Raw genomic sequence first — 15,091 nt, 5'->3', positions numbered from 1 at the left:
CGACCGCAGTCGACGGAGGTCCAGAGCGGGGTGTCCCCAGTGTCCGGCACGGCATCCACAGGGGTCACCCGGCGTCGCCGTGGGCGCCTGTGGACGACTTTCTACACAGGCTCACCAACATGTTGGTAACTGCCTCGGCCGGATCGGCACGAGGGCGTGGCATGACGCGCGAAAACCAGACAATGTGCTGTTCAGGAGCATCTGATGGGATGTGGTCGCGGACCTTGGGCACCACACGCCCACAGAACGCGAGCCCTGGCGGCAGCCCAGCTCGACCGACCTCGCCCCCCGCTCAGATCGCCTCCTGTGGAGACGGCCCGAACCGTCAGTCCAGCGTCGCGCGGAAGACGCGTGTGACCTCAGCCGGGTCGACCAGGCCCACGCCCAGTTCGAGCACCTCGACGTCGACGAGGTGCGCCTTGGCGATCGCCTTGCGAGCCGCCTCCATCTCCTGCTGCACACGAGCCCCCTTCATGAGGAGCAGCTGGCCGCCGGTCTTCACGAGGGGCGCGGTGAGCGGGATGAGCTTGGACAGCGCGGACACGGCGCGTGCGGTGACCTGGTCGAGCCACCCGTCGAGCTCGACCTCCTCGGCGCGGGCGCGGACCACCTCCACGTTCGTGAGGCCCATGCGCTCCGCCTCGGCGATCAGCCACTCGACCCTGCGTTCCATCGGCTCGATCAGCACGAGCGTGGCGTCGGGTCGGGCCGCCGCCAGGACGAGACCGGGCAGCCCGGCCCCCGAGCCGACGTCACCGACCCGACCGGCCGTGAGCAGCGGGGCGACGAGACCGGAGTTGATGACGTGCCGGGTCCACAGGCGCGGCAGCTCGAGCGGCCCGATCAGACCGAGCTCCTCGCCGTGCTGGGCGAGGTCGGCGGTGTAGCGACGGACGACCTCGAGGCGGTCACCGAAGATCTCGGCGGCGACGGCGGGTTCGGTCTCGAGCTCGGCGGTGTCGGTCATGGCGTCAGCAGGTCATCCGGTCGGGTGGAGCAGGGAGGTAGGGTCGCCGGGCGGGGCGTCGGCGCAGCGCGGCTAGGCGCGGGTGATGACCGTGTGGCGGTCGCGGCCTTCGCCCTCGGACTCCGAGGTGAAGCCGCGGGCCGCGACGATGTCGTGGACGAGCTTCCGCTCGTACGACGACATGGGCGGCAGCGAGGCCGCCGCGGCGCCCTCCTCGATCTTCTCGACGGCCCGGTCGACCATGGCGCCGAGCTCCTGCTCGCGCGTCGCGCGCGAGCCGCCGATGTCGAGGATGAGGCGCGAGAACTCTCCGGTCTTCGCCTGGACGGCGATGCGGGTCAGCTCCTGGAGGGCGTTGACCGTGTCGGGCTTCGAGAGGAGGCGCAGCGAGCCCTCGCCGCCGCTCGAGTCGATGGAGATGTACGACCGACCGGCACGGACCTCGATGTCGATGTCGCCGTCGAAGTCGCAGATGTCGAGGAGCTCCTCGATGTAGTCGGCGGCGATCTCGCCCTCGTCGATGATCGACTGGGCGGACGGCGCCGGCGAGGCCGCGGCAGCGTCGCCGACGGGCTCGCGCCGGGCCGGGGGCCCGGGGACGGCGTCGACGGCGGGAGCAGGGGAGGCGACCGGTGCGTCGGTCTCGACCCGCGCCTCCGGCGTGGCCTCGGGGGCGACCTCGTGGTCGGCGCTCGTGCTGTCGATGTCGTTCATGTCGGTCGTCTCTCCGGGTCGGTCGGGATCACGGCGGGGAAGGTGCTGCGGCACTGCAGGGGGGAGGCGTCGGCCCGGGGAGGGCCGACACGCTACTTCTTGGCGCCGTTCTGCTTCTTGGAGCGGTTCTTGCCGACGGGCTGCACGCGCTGGGTCGGCTTGGGCACGGCGGGGGCCGGCTCGATCTCGGTGACCGTGATGTCGCCGAGCGAGAGCCCCTTGCGCTGGGCCTTCTTGGCCAGGCGCTCCTCGCGGGCCAGGGCGGCCTCGCTGCCGGGCGTCGGCATGTTCCTGATGACGAGGAACTGCTGGGCCATGGTCCAGATGTTCGAGGTCAGCCAGTAGAACATCACGCCGAGGGGGAAGGAGAGGCCCGAGAAGACGAACACCAGGGGGAGGAAGTAGAGGAGCATGCGCTGCTGCTTGAACATGGGGCTCGCCTTGGTCTCGGGCGACATGTTCTTCGAGACGATCTGCAGCTGCGTGATGAACTGCGACGCGGTCATGACGACGACCATCGCGCCGGCGAGGAGGCGGACCTCCCACGTGGTGGCGCCGAGGAAGGTCTCCTTCAGCGGAGCGCCCCACAGGGTCGACTCGCCGAACGACGTCGAGAGGGCCTGGTTGAGCAGGCCGATGCCCACCTTGTCCTGCTGGGCGTTGTGCAGCACCGAGTAGAGGCTGAAGAAGATCGGCATCTGGATCAGCAGGGGGAGGCAGGAGCTCAGCGGGTTGGTGCCGGTCTCCTTGTAGAGCGCCATCGTCTCGCGCGACATGGCCTCGCGGCTGAACTGGTCGCGCTTGCCCTTGTACTTGTCCTGGATCTTCTTCAGGCGCGGAGCGATCTCCATCATCCGACGCTGGCTCTTGATCTGCCGCACGAAGATCGGGATGAGGCAGGCACGGACGACGAGGACGAGGCCGACGATGGAGAGCACCCAGGTGCTGCCCCAGTCGGTGCCCATGCCGGCACCCGTGAGGATGGTGTGGAAGCTGACGAGGATCGCTTCGACGATCCACTTCAGCGGCCAGAGAACGGTACCGAGGAGGTCCATGGTGGCGGGTCAGCCCTTCCAGTGGGTCTGTGCGAGGAGGCGCGGGGGAGTCTGCGGGGCGGAGTCGGCCCGTCGAGGGACCACGAACCCGAAGGCGGTGAGGGAGTGCTTCTGCCGACGGGGCTCCGGGACGTCGTCGACGCCCCCTGCCGACCAGGGGTTGCAGCGACCGATGCGCCAGGTGCCGAGCGCGACGCCGCGGACGACCCCGTGCTGCTGGATCGCCTCGAGGGCGTACCGCGAGCACGACGGGTGGTAGCGGCAGACCTCGCCGTAGAGAGGAGAGACCACGGCGCGGTAGGCGCGGAGGATCACGACGCAGACGTTGCGCGGCAGGAGAGCCACGAACTGCAGTGCACCGGTCATGACCTCACGCTCTCGTCGACGACCCCCGAGATGTCCGTGAGCAGGGTAGACCACGGAACGTCGAGACTGCCTGGCAAGGCGCGGATGACCACGTCGGTGCCGGGGCTCATCGTCGGGAGCAGCTCGTGGCACACGTGCTTGAGCCGCCGCCGGACGGTGTTCCGCGCCACGGCGTTGCCGACCGTCTTGGCCACGATGAAGCCGAACCGGATCGCGTCGTCGTCTCGACGACGCCGCACGTAGACGACCGAGTGCGCCGTGCCCGACTTGCGGCCACGGCGCACTGTGTTGCGGTAGTCGTCTGCGCGGACGATCCGGTTGGCGCGGGCCAACAAGGACTAGCTACGCGGAGAGCTCGGTGCGGCCCTTGCCACGACGAGCGGCCAGGATCGCGCGGCCGGCGCGGGTGCGCATGCGGGCACGGAAGCCGTGCTTCTTGGCGCGGCGGCGGTTGTTCGGCTGGAACGTTCTCTTGCTCATGGTGTTCTCTCCGTGGGGGAAGCGGACCTGGCCTGCTGCCGTGTCCGAAGAAGTCTTGTCACAGCCCAATCGGCTGAAATCAACTGATTAAAAGTACGCGGCATCCGCGCTGCGGTCAAACGACTGGGCTCCCGGCATTTGTCCACACTGTTGAGAACTTCGATTGCGGGGGTCATACTCATCCGAACTAAGGTGGGTACTTCCTGCTCCAGATCCCTGTAACCACGGGGAATCCGCGGCTCTCCCGGCTCAGACGACGATCGTCCACCGGTGGAGAAAGCTGTGCATAACTTGGTGCAGGAGAGATCCTCGTGCGGGCCCGACCGGGCCCTGCCGAACGACAGCCGGGGCCCCCTCGCGCACCCGACAGGAAGTGATGACCCGTGGCGAACACCGTCGATCCGGTCCAGGACCTCTGGCGGTCCGTCCTCGCCACCCTCACCACCGACGACCGGATCACCCCTCAGCTCCACGGCTTCATCAGCCTGGTCGAGCCGAAGGGAGTGCTCGGCGGCACCCTCTACCTCGAGGTGCCCAACGACCTGACCCGCGGCATGCTCGAGCAGCGCATCCGCACCCCCCTGCTGGAGTCGATCGCCGCCCTGGGCGACGCCTCCGTGGCGAGCTTCGCCATCACGGTGAACCCCGACATCACGCCCGACACCCTGACTCAGCAGCCCGAGGAGTCGGAGCCCGTCCACTACATCGAGGCGCCGTTCGTCCCCACCCCGGTCGAGTCGCCCTCATCGGGCAAGCGCAACGACTCGCGCCTGAACCCGAAGTACAGCTTCGACAACTTCGTGATCGGGGCCTCGAACCGGTTCGCCCACGCGGCGGCGGTCGCCGTGGCCGAGGCGCCGGCGAAGGCGTACAACCCCCTCTTCATCTACGGCTCGTCCGGGCTGGGCAAGACGCACCTCCTCCACGCCATCGGGCACTACGCCGAGACGATGTACCCGGGCATCCGGGTCCGCTACGTGAGCAGCGAGGAGTTCACGAACGACTTCATCAACTCGATCGCCAACAATCGCTCGAACCTCTTCCAGCAGCGGTACCGCGAGATCGACATCCTCCTGATCGACGACATCCAGTTCCTGCAGGGGAAGGACTCCACGCAGGAGGCCTTCTTCCACACCTTCAACACCCTGCACGACCACGACAAGCAGCTGGTCATCACGAGCGACCTGCCGCCGAAGCACCTGACCGGCTTCGAGGACCGCATGCGGTCGCGCTTCGAGTGGGGCCTGATCACCGACGTCCAGGCGCCCGACCTCGAGACGCGCATCGCCATCCTCCGCAAGAAGGCGCAGAGCGAGAAGCTCCAGATCCGCGACGAGGTGCTCGAGTTCATCGCGACGAAGGTGTCGAGCAACATCCGCGAGCTCGAGGGCACCCTGATCAGGGTCACGGCCTTCGCCAGCCTGAACCGGACGGCGGTCGACCTCTCGCTCGTGCAGACGGTCCTCAAGGACCTCATCACCCTCGACGAGGACAACGTCATCGCGCCGGTCGACATCATCAACCACACCGCCGACTACTTCAAGCTCTCGGTCGACGACCTCTACGGGTCGTCCCGCTCGCAGGCGATCGCGACCGCCCGGCAGATCGCGATGTACCTCTGCCGCGAGCTGACGAGCCTCTCCCTGCCCAAGATCGGCCAGCTCTTCGGCAACCGCGACCACACCACCGTCATGTACGCGAACAAGAAGATCAGCGAGCTCATGAAGGAGCGCCGCTCGATCTACAACCAGGTGACGGAGCTGACGAGCCGGATCAAGCAGGACACCCGCTACAAGTAGGGGAGTCGAGGCCGCTGCCGCGCGCCTCCCCGACGAACCGCCCCGACGGGCGTCGACCTCGTGTCGGCGCCCGTTCGTCGTCCCGTGGGCCGGTGGGAGGCGCCCCGCGCCACGCCAGGACCGGGGACGATCCCACAGTGTGGATAACCTGTGGAAACTCGTGGACAACTCGGGGGCTCGTTGTGGGGAGATCGCCTCGACCTGTGGGAACGGCCCGGGGGACCGGGGTCGGACACCGGGGGTTCCCCCTCCGACTTCCACACTCCGTGCACAAGTCACAAACGTGTAGTTCCCTCTGGCCGCGGGGTTTTAAACAGGTTATCCACACTGTGCACAACGGTTAAGACTGTTAATCCTGGATTACAAGAAATTGATCGAGAGACAACCTTGTGGACAGCGGGCTGCCCTCCGGAGCCCCGGGACCGCCCGCCTCATCGCTGTGGCAGTATTGGCGGGCAATCCACCGGTGCGTAGTCGAACAGGGGTCCCCGCGTGAAGTTCCAGGTCAACCGTGACGTCTTCAGCGATGCCGTCTCGTTCGCGGTGAAGCTCCTCCCGCAGCGCACGACGCTCCCGATCCTCAGCGGAGTCCTGATCGAGGCCGACGCCGACGGGCTAACGCTCTCGTCGTTCGACTACGAGGTCTCGGCCCAGACGAGCATCGCGGCGGAGGTCGACGAACCGGGCACGATCCTCGTGTCCGGCCGCCTCCTGGCCGACATCGCCAGCCGCCTGCCCAACGCGCCGGTCACCTTCGCCACCGACGAGAACCGCATCGCCGTCAGCTGCGGCTCCGCCAACTTCTCGCTGCTGAGCATGCCCGTCGAGGAGTACCCGACGCTGCCCACCGTGGGCGCGCAGTCCGGCGTCGTCCCCGGCGACGCCTTCTCGCTCGCCATCTCGCAGGTCGCCGTCGCCGCGTCCCGCGACGACGTCACCCCGGTCATCACCGGCGTGCAGCTCGAGGTCTCCGAGAACTCCCTCTCGCTCGTGGCCACTGACCGCTACCGCGTCGCCGTCCGTGGCATCGAGTTCGACGCCGGCACGACCGGCGGCGCCGAGACGACCACCGCGCTCGTCCCGGCCCGCACCCTGCAGGAGGTCGGCAAGACCTTCGGCAGCGCCACCACCGTCGCCGTCTCGATCACCGGCAGCGACGACCGTGAGCTGATCGCGTTCCAGGCGGGCGACAAGACCGTCACGTCGCTGCTGATCAAGGGCAACTTCCCCCCGGTCAAGCGGCTCTTCCCCGAGACCGTCGAGAACTACGCCGTGATCAACACGGCGGAGCTCGTCGAGTCCGTCCGCCGCGTCTCGCTCGTGCTCGAGCGCGAGGCGGCCCTCAGGTTCACGTTCACGATCGACGGGCTCACGCTCGAGGCCATCGGCAGTGAGCAGGCGCAGGCATCAGAGTCGATCGACGCGTTGTTGACGGGGGAGGACACGGTGGTCTCGTTGAAGCCGCAGTTCCTCCTCGACGGCCTCGGAGCGGTCCACTCCGAGTTCGTGCGGATCTCCTTCACCAAGACGGAGAACCCGAACAAGCCCGGTCCCGTGCTGATCACCAGTCAGTCCTCGAGGGACCAGGCCGGTGCTGACAGCTACAAGTACCTGCTGCAGCCCAACCTCCTCCTGCGCTGACGCGCACCACGACGAAGGCGCTCAGACGGCGCCTCCACTGAACGAAGGAATCTCATGCACATCGGCCTCGTCGGTCTCGGCAAAATGGGCAACAACATGCGCGCTCGCCTGCGCAACGCGGGCATCGAGGTCACCGGCTACGACGCCAACCCCGCCGTCTCCGACGTCGCGGACCTCGGCGCCCTCGCCGCGGCTCTGCCGTCGCCCCGCCTCGTCTGGGTGATGGTGCCGCACGGCCAGATCACCGACGCGGTCATCAAGGACCTCGGCGAGGTGCTCGAGCCCGGTGACCTGGTCATCGACGGCGGCAACTCGAAGTGGCTCGACGACGAGGTCCACGCGACCCTCCTCGACGCCAAGGGCATCCGCTACATGGACGCCGGCGTCTCCGGCGGCGTCTGGGGCCTCGAGAACGGCTACGGCCTGATGGTCGGCGGCGACGCCGCCGACGTCGAGCGCGCCATGCCCGTCTTCGACGCGCTGCGCCCCGAGGGCCCCCGCGAGGAGGGCTTCAGCCACGCCGGCGGCGTCGGCGCGGGCCACTACGCGAAGATGGTCCACAACGGCATCGAGTACGCGATCATGCAGGCGTACGGCGAGGGCTACGAGCTCCTCGAGGCCAAGGGCCTCGTCGAGGACGTCCCCGCGGTCTTCAAGGCGTGGCAGCGCGGCACGGTCGTCCGCTCCTGGCTGCTCGAGCTCATGGTGCTGGCCCTCGAGGCCGACCCCAAGCTCGACGGCCTGTCGGGCTACGTCGAAGACAGCGGAGAGGGTCGCTGGACCCTCGAGGAGGGCATCGCCCACGCCGTCCCGATGCCCGCGCTGAGCGCCTCGATCTTCGCGCGCTTCGTGTCGCGCCAGGGCGAGGGCTCGCCGACCATGAAGGCCGTGGCTGCCCTGCGCAACCAGTTCGGCGGCCACGCGGTCAAGAAGGCCTAGTCGCCTCACCGGCCCGCGTGCGAGTACTGCATCTCAGCCTGACCGACTTCCGGAACTACGCGTCCGCAGAAGTCGCGCTCGCGCGCGGGCCCAACCTCTTCGTCGGCAGCAACGGCCAGGGCAAGACGAACCTGGTCGAGTCGCTCGGCTACCTGGCGAGCCTCGGCTCGCACCGGGTGTCGTCCGACGCCGCGCTGATCCGGCAGGGCACCGACTCGGCCATCGTGCGGGCCCGCCTCGAGGCGGGAGACCGCGAGCTCCTCGCCGAGGTCCAGATCAACCGGTCGTCGCCCAACCGTGCGCAGGTCAACCGCGGGGCGATCAAGCCCCGCGAGCTGCCGCGCTACTTCACCAGCGTGCTCTTCGCGCCGGAGGACCTCGCACTCGTCCGCGGGGAGCCCTCGGGCCGCCGTCGCTTCCTCGACGAGCTGCTCGTGACCCGGTCGCCGCGCCTCGCGGGCGTCCAGGCCGACTACGAGCGGGTGCTCAAGCAGCGCAACACGCTCCTGAAGTCGGCCCGCGCCTCCGGCGTCAAGCCGAACCAGCTCGGCACGCTCGACATCTGGGACGAACGGCTCGTCGCGCTCGGCAGCGAGATCGTCGTCGCCCGTGACCAGCTCGTCGCCGACCTCGCCCCCGAGGTCGCCCGGTCGTACGCCGCCGTCGCCGGCGAGGACCACGCCGCGCGGCTCTCGACCGTCCTCAGCATCCGGGGCTCCGTGCCCGACGACGAGACCACCGCGGCGGAGTCGCCGAGCGAGTCGATCCCGCCGGCGGAGGTCCCCGGGGTCTTCCGCCAGGCGCTCGCGCGGGTGCGGCCGTCCGAGCTCGACCGCGGTCTCACCCTCGTCGGCCCGCACCGCGACGACCTCTTCCTCTCGCTCAACGCGCTGCCGGCGCGCGGGTACGCCAGCCACGGGGAGTCGTGGTCGTTCGCCCTCGCGCTCAAGCTCGCGTCGGCCGCCGTCATCCGCACGGACTCCGCGACGGGCGACCCGGTGATCGTGCTCGACGACGTGTTCGCCGAGCTGGACGGGTCACGGCGCGAGCGCCTCGCCGACGCCGTCGCCGACTACGAGCAGGTGCTCATCACCGCCGCGGTCGAGGGCGACGTGCCCGCCCGGCTCAAGGCGCACACGGTCCGGATCGCGAAGGGCACGATCGTCGACCAGCCCGTGCCGGTCGACGAAGCGGCGCCGGTCGACGAGGCGGCGACCCCGTGAGCGACGACGCGACCACCCCGGCGACGGAGCCGGCCCCGGCGACCGAGCCCGCGCCTCCCCGGGGCGACAACGAGGCGCAGCGCGTGTACCTCCGCTTCCGGCGCGTGTTCGGCGACCCGAACGGCCGCTCGCGCGACGGCCGTCGCCGCAAGGCCATCAAGCTGGGCTCGCCGAGCCAGCCGTTCGGCACGGGCCGGGAGCCCCGCGGCATCGCCGACGTGCTCGCCACCGTCACGACCGAGATGGGCTGGAGCTCGCCGCTGGCGCAGTCCGAGCTGATGACCGCGTGGCCCGACATGGTCGGCGAGGAGCTCGCCGCGCACTCCGACCCGGTGTCGATCGACGACGGCACGCTGACCGTGCAGTGCGACTCCACGGCGTGGGCGACGCAGCTCCGGCTCATGCGCGGGACGGTCACGACGACCATCGTCCAGAGGTACCCCGACGCGGGGATCCAGTCGGTGCGTTTCCTGGCACCCAACGCCCCGTCCTGGAAACGCGGCCCCAGATCGGTTCCAGGGCGTGGTCCTCGCGATACTTACGGCTAGGGAGGGTGAATCGTCCAACCGGCTCGTGAAAATCCGTCTGTGGGCGGATCTCGCCCTACGGGGGACACGCCTGCGGTAGACTCTGAGGGTCGTCTGACCGCTCTGCGCGCCCGCGTGTCGCAGCGGGGCGACACCCCTCGTCCCGTCCGGCAGGAGCCCCCACGCACATGTCACCGAACCCCACCGACGCCCAGCCCGACGACTCCTACGGCGCCAGTGCGATCCAGGTTCTCGAGGGCCTCGAGGCCGTGCGCAAGCGGCCCGGCATGTACATCGGCTCGACGGGCCCCCGCGGTCTGCACCACCTGGTCTACGAGATCGTCGACAACTCGGTCGACGAGGCGCTGGCCGGCCACTGCGACCACATCGAGATCACCATGCGCGAAGACGGCGGCGTGCGCGTCGTCGACAACGGCCGCGGCATCCCGGTCGACGTCCACCCGATCGAGGGCCGGTCGACCGTCGAGGTCGTGCTCACCGTCCTGCACGCGGGCGGCAAGTTCGGCGGCGGCGGCTACGCCGTCTCGGGCGGCCTGCACGGCGTCGGCAGCTCGGTGGTCAACGCCCTCTCGAGCGAGCTCGACGTCGAGGTCCGCCGCCAGGGCAACGTCTACCGCCAGAGCTTCACCGACGGCGTGCCCGTCGCGCCGCTCGCGAAGGGCGAGGCCGACGACACCACCGGCACCACGATCACCTTCTGGCCCAACGCCGAGATCTTCGAGACGGTCGACTTCGACTACGAGACCCTCCGCACCCGGTTCCAGCAGATGGCCTTCCTCAACAAGGGCCTCCGCATCGAGCTCAGCGACGAGCGCGTGCAGGAGGAGGGCGTCGAGGCCCGCCACGACGTCTTCCACTACGAGAAGGGCCTCGTCGACTACGTCGAGTACCTGAACACCGTGAAGAAGGTCGAGACCGTCCACGACGACATCATCGCCTTCGAGCAGGAGGACGTCGAGCGCAAGATCTCGCTCGAGGTCGCCATGCAGTGGAACACCTCCTACCAGGAGAGCGTCCACACCTACGCGAACACGATCAACACGCACGAGGGCGGCACCCACGAAGAGGGCTTCCGCGCCGCGCTGACGACGCTGATCAACCGCTACGCCCGCGAGAAGAACCTGCTCAAGGAGAAGGACGACAACCTGTCGGGCGACGACGTCCGCGAGGGCCTCACCGCCGTCATCTCGATCAAGCTCGGCGAGCCGCAGTTCGAGGGCCAGACGAAGACCAAGCTCGGCAACACCGAGGCGAAGTCGTTCGTGCAGAAGGTCGCCGGCTCGCAGCTCAACGACTGGTTCGACCGCAACCCGAAGCAGGCCGCCGAGATCGTCCGCAAGGGCATCCTGGCCTCGCAGGCCCGCCTCGCCGCCCGCAAGGCGCGCGAGCAGACCCGCCGCAAGGGCGTCCTCGAGTCGAACGGCATGCCCGGCAAGCTCAAGGACTGCCAGAGCAAAGACCCGTCGCTCTCCGAGATCTTCATCGTCGAGGGCGACTCGGCCGGCGGCTCGGCCGTCCAGGGGCGCAACCCCGAGACGCAGGCGATCCTCCCGCTCCGCGGCAAGATCCTCAACGTCGAGAAGGCGCGCCTCGACCGTGCGCTCGGCAACAACGAGGTGCAGGCGATGATCAAGGCGTTCGGCGCCGACATCGGCGAGGACTTCGACCCCGACAAGGCGAGGTACCACAAGATCGTCCTGATGGCCGACGCCGACGTCGACGGCCAGCACATCACGACCCTCCTGCTGACGCTGCTCTTCCGCTACATGCGCCCGCTCATCGACCTCGGCTACGTGTACCTCGCGCAGCCGCCGCTGTTCAAGCTCAAGTGGAGCAACGCGCCGCACGAGTACGTCTACAGCGACGCCGAGCGCGACGCGATGCTCGTGCAGGGCCGTGCCGCCGGCAAGCGCATCCCGAAGGACAACGGGATCCAGCGCTACAAGGGCCTCGGCGAGATGGACTACAAGGAGCTGTGGGAGACGACCATGGACCCGGACACCCGCACCCTCCTCCAGGTCACCCTCGAGGACGCCGCGGCCGCCGACACGATCTTCGACACGCTGATGGGCGAGAACGTCGAGTCGCGCCGTGCCTTCATCCAGCAGAACGCGAAAGACGTGCGCTTCCTCGACATCTGATGCGCGCCTCCGGCTGAGCCGGAGCACGCCCGCGCCCCGCGGAGACGACCGGGGCACACCACGACAGACGGAGAATCATGGCCGACGAGCCGACCCAGACCCCCGAGGGCGACGACGCCGAGGGCACCCCCACCTTCGCCCCGGCGATCAAGCGCGACAGCATCGAGCAGGTCGACCTGCAGCTCGAGATGCAGCGCTCGTACCTCGACTACGCGATGAGCGTCATCGTCGGGCGTGCCCTGCCGGAGGTGCGTGACGGCCTCAAGCCCGTCCACCGCCGCGTGATCTACGCGATGTACGACGGCGGCTACCGCCCCGACCGCGCGTTCTCGAAGTGCTCGCGCGTCGTCGGCGACGTCATGGGCCAGTTCCACCCGCACGGCGACACGGCGATCTACGACGCGCTCGTCCGCCTCGTGCAGCCGTGGAGCCTCCGCTACCCGCTCGCCCTGGGCCAGGGCAACTTCGGCTCGCCCGGCAACGACGGCGCCGCCGCCCCCCGGTACACCGAGACGAAGATGGCCCCGCTCGCCCTCGAGATGGTCCGCGACATCGACGAGGACACCGTCGACTTCCAGGACAACTACGACGGCCGCACGCAGGAGCCCGCGATCCTGCCGAGCCGGTTCCCGAACCTCCTCGTCAACGGCTCCGTCGGCATCGCCGTCGGCATGGCCACGAACATCCCGCCGCACAACCTCCGCGAGGTCGCGGCGGGCGCGCAGTGGTACCTGCAGAACCCCGAGGCCACCCGCGAAGAGCTGCTCGAGGCGCTGATCCAGCGCGTCAAGGGCCCCGACTTCCCGACCGGCGCGCAGATCCTCGGCGTCAAGGGCATCCAGGACGCCTACCGGACGGGCCGTGGCTCGATCACCATGCGCGCGGTCGTCTCGGTGGAGGAGATCCAGGGGCGCACCTGCCTCGTCGTCACCGAGCTGCCGTACCAGGTGAACCCCGACAACCTCGCGATCAAGATCGCCGAGCTCGTCAAGGACGGCCGCATCGGCGGCATCGCCGACATCCGCGACGAGACCTCCGGCCGCACCGGCCAGCGCCTCGTCATCGTGCTCAAGCGCGACGCCGTCGCCAAGGTCGTGCTGAACAACCTCTACAAGCACACCAGCCTGCAAGAGAACTTCGGCGCGAACATGCTCGCCATCGTCGACGGCGTGCCCCGCACGCTGGCGCTCGACGGCTTCATCTCGGCGTGGGTCGACCACCAGATCGAGGTCATCGTCCGTCGGACCCAGTTCCGGCTGAAGAAGGCCGAGGCCGACGCGCACATCCTCCGCGGCTACCTCAAGGCGCTCGACGCCCTCGACGAGGTCATCGCGCTCATCCGCCGCTCGCCCACCGTCGAGGAGGCGCGGGGCGGCCTGATGGAGCTGCTCGACGTCGACGAGATCCAGGCCTCGGCCATCCTCAACCTCCAGCTGCGCCGCCTGGCGGCCCTCGAGCGCCAGAAGATCCAGGACGACGCCGACAAGCTCGAGCGCGAGATCGCCGACTACAAGGACATCCTCGCCAAGCCCGAGCGCCAGCGCAGCATCGTCAGCGACGAGCTGCAGGAGATCACCGACAAGTACGGCGACGACCGCCGCACCGAGATCATGTTCGGCTTCGACGGCGACATGAGCGTCGAGGACCTCATCCCCGAGGAGGAGATGGTCGTCACCATCACCCGCGGCGGGTACGTCAAGCGCACGCGCAGCGACAACTACCGCAGCCAGCACCGCGGCGGCAAGGGAGTCCGCGGCGCCCAGCTCCGCGCCGACGACGTCGTCGACCACTTCTTCGTGACGACGACGCACCACTGGCTGCTCTTCCTCACGAACAAGGGCCGCGTCTACCGCGCCAAGACCTACGAGCTGCAGGAGGCCGGGCGCGACGCCAAGGGCCAGCACGTGGCGAACCTGCTCGCGATGCAGCCCGACGAGTCCATCTCGCAGGTGCTCGACATCCGCGACTACGAGGTGGCGCAGTACCTCGTGCTCGCCACGCGGGAGGGCCTGATCAAGAAGACGGCGCTCACCGAGTACGACACGAACCGCACCGGCGGCATCATCGCGATCAACCTGCGCGACGACGACGAGCTCGTCTCGGCGCTGCTCGTCGACGAGAGCGACGACCTGCTGCTGGTGTCCCGTCACGGCATGTCGCTGCGCTTCACCGCCACCAACGACTCCCTCCGTCCGATGGGGCGCTCGACCTCGGGCGTGAAGGGCATGACCTTCCGCGAGGGCGACACCCTCCTGTCGGCGTCGGTCGCCGACGACACGGGCTACGTGTTCGTCGTCACCGAGGGCGGCTACGCGAAGCGCACCGCCGCCGACCAGTACCGCGTGCAGAACCGCGGCGGCCTCGGCATCAAGGTCGCCAAGCTGGCGGAGGCGCGGGGCGACCTCGCCGGCGCCCTCATCGTCGGCGAGGACGACGAGGTGCTCGTCGTGCTCTCGAGCGGCAAGGTGGTACGGTCTGCCGTGGCCGAGGTGCCGGCCAAGGGCCGTGACACCATGGGCGTCGTGTTCGCGCGCTTCGCCGCTGATGACCGCATCATCGCCGTGGCGCGCAACACCGAACGGAATCTCGTGGCACAGTCCGACGAGGCCGTCATCGACGCGGTCGGTGACAACGAAGCTGTGCCCGCCGTGAGCCCCGGCGACGTGATCGACACCGTCGAGAACGCTCCAGAGCCCGCCGTCGAGCCCGCTGACGACAGCACGGAAGAGGAACCGATCAATGAGTAGCGTCGCTGACAGACTCCAGAGCAAGGCCAAGAAGCCCTCGGGCACCAAGCAGGTCCGACTCAAGCTCGTCTACATCGACTTCTGGTCGGTCGTGAAGCTGTCGTTCCTCATCGCGGTGGCCCTCGGCATCATCACGATCGTCGCGACGTTCCTGATCTGGCTGATCCTCAACCAGACCGGGATCTTCAACGACCTCGACACCCTGCTGCGCGACATCCTCGGCGACCAGAACTTCTCCATCCAGGACACGTTCTCGATCGCCCAGATCATGCTCTTCAGCATCGTCGTGGCCGTCCTCAACGTCGTCGTCGGCACCGTCATCGGCGCCATCGTCGCCGTGCTGTACAACCTGAGCGTCCGCGTCACCGGCGGCCTGCTCGTGGGCTTCACGAACAACTGAACCGGCTCACGGGCCGAGCAGACGCTCGATTCGTGAACTCCGTCGTCGTGCTGTAGGCTTTACGACGGTCC

Annotated in this window: 14 protein-coding genes; 8 read left to right on the top strand and 6 right to left on the bottom strand. The window is 68.7% G+C overall.

Annotated elements, in window-relative coordinates:
* Positions 1-325: 325 nt before the first annotated feature.
* The 6 genes from rsmG to rpmH all read right to left on the bottom strand — a co-directional run bounded on the left by rsmG (position 326) and on the right by rpmH (position 3,582).
* Entirely contained in the window at positions 326-967 is a 642-nt protein-coding gene (rsmG, locus tag IFT72_RS11065; protein WP_192046451.1) for a 16S rRNA (guanine(527)-N(7))-methyltransferase RsmG, read from the bottom strand.
* 72 nt (positions 968-1,039) lie between these two features.
* On the bottom strand, positions 1,040-1,681 hold the full coding sequence (locus tag IFT72_RS11060; RefSeq protein WP_082514652.1) for a R3H domain-containing nucleic acid-binding protein: 642 nt from the start codon (positions 1,679-1,681) through the stop codon (positions 1,040-1,042).
* A gap of 92 nt (positions 1,682-1,773) precedes the next feature.
* Positions 1,774-2,736: a membrane protein insertase YidC gene (gene yidC, locus IFT72_RS11055; protein ID WP_056058135.1), complete on the bottom strand. Its 963-nt coding sequence runs from the start codon at positions 2,734-2,736 to the stop codon at positions 1,774-1,776.
* Between the two features lie 9 nt (positions 2,737-2,745).
* A complete protein-coding gene (gene yidD / locus IFT72_RS11050) occupies positions 2,746-3,102 on the bottom strand; it encodes a membrane protein insertion efficiency factor YidD (protein WP_056058131.1) in 357 nt (118 codons plus the stop codon).
* Entirely contained in the window at positions 3,099-3,434 is a 336-nt protein-coding gene (gene rnpA, locus IFT72_RS11045) for a ribonuclease P protein component (protein WP_235491293.1), read from the bottom strand. Before rnpA ends, yidD begins: the two co-directional genes overlap by 4 nt.
* 10 nt (positions 3,435-3,444) lie before the next feature.
* Positions 3,445-3,582 carry a 50S ribosomal protein L34 gene (rpmH, locus tag IFT72_RS11040; RefSeq protein ID WP_043595303.1) on the bottom strand — a complete coding sequence of 46 codons (138 nt, stop codon included), beginning with the start codon at positions 3,580-3,582 and terminating at the stop codon, positions 3,445-3,447.
* 383 nt (positions 3,583-3,965) lie between these two features.
* Between rpmH and dnaA the strand changes: the two genes are divergently transcribed.
* From dnaA to IFT72_RS11000, 8 genes are all read left to right on the top strand, one after another.
* Entirely contained in the window at positions 3,966-5,381 is a 1,416-nt protein-coding gene (dnaA, locus tag IFT72_RS11035) for a chromosomal replication initiator protein DnaA (protein ID WP_056058127.1), read from the top strand.
* Between the two features lie 492 nt (positions 5,382-5,873).
* Entirely contained in the window at positions 5,874-7,022 is a 1,149-nt protein-coding gene (gene dnaN, locus IFT72_RS11030) for a DNA polymerase III subunit beta (RefSeq protein WP_185230697.1), read from the top strand.
* Between the two features lie 54 nt (positions 7,023-7,076).
* Positions 7,077-7,961: a phosphogluconate dehydrogenase (NAD(+)-dependent, decarboxylating) gene (gene gnd, locus IFT72_RS11025; protein WP_056058120.1), complete on the top strand. Its 885-nt coding sequence runs from the start codon at positions 7,077-7,079 to the stop codon at positions 7,959-7,961.
* Between the two features lie 17 nt (positions 7,962-7,978).
* Complete coding sequence (gene recF / locus IFT72_RS11020) at positions 7,979-9,184, top strand: DNA replication/repair protein RecF (protein ID WP_192046450.1); 1,206 nt, start codon at positions 7,979-7,981, stop codon at positions 9,182-9,184.
* On the top strand, positions 9,181-9,732 hold the full coding sequence (locus IFT72_RS11015) for a DciA family protein (RefSeq protein ID WP_185230693.1): 552 nt from the start codon (positions 9,181-9,183) through the stop codon (positions 9,730-9,732). The genes recF and IFT72_RS11015 overlap by 4 nt, the downstream gene beginning before the upstream one ends.
* Before the next feature lie 167 nt (positions 9,733-9,899).
* A complete protein-coding gene (gene gyrB, locus IFT72_RS11010) occupies positions 9,900-11,873 on the top strand; it encodes a DNA topoisomerase (ATP-hydrolyzing) subunit B (protein WP_056058114.1) in 1,974 nt (657 codons plus the stop codon).
* A gap of 77 nt (positions 11,874-11,950) precedes the next feature.
* Positions 11,951-14,620 (top strand): DNA gyrase subunit A, encoded by a 2,670-nt coding sequence (gene gyrA, locus IFT72_RS11005; RefSeq protein WP_185230689.1) that lies wholly within the window; start codon positions 11,951-11,953, stop codon positions 14,618-14,620.
* Positions 14,613-15,020 carry a DUF3566 domain-containing protein gene (locus tag IFT72_RS11000; protein WP_056058111.1) on the top strand — a complete coding sequence of 136 codons (408 nt, stop codon included), beginning with the start codon at positions 14,613-14,615 and terminating at the stop codon, positions 15,018-15,020. The genes gyrA and IFT72_RS11000 overlap by 8 nt, the downstream gene beginning before the upstream one ends.
* The last annotated feature ends 71 nt before the right edge of the window (positions 15,021-15,091 follow it).

The sequence above is a fragment of the Frigoribacterium sp. CFBP 8754 genome (genome assembly GCF_014841815.1).
GTDB classification, from domain to species: Bacteria; Actinomycetota; Actinomycetes; order Actinomycetales; family Microbacteriaceae; genus Frigoribacterium; species Frigoribacterium endophyticum.
Note: the sequence above shows the minus strand (reverse complement) of the source record. Positions and strands in the feature narration are given on the sequence as shown.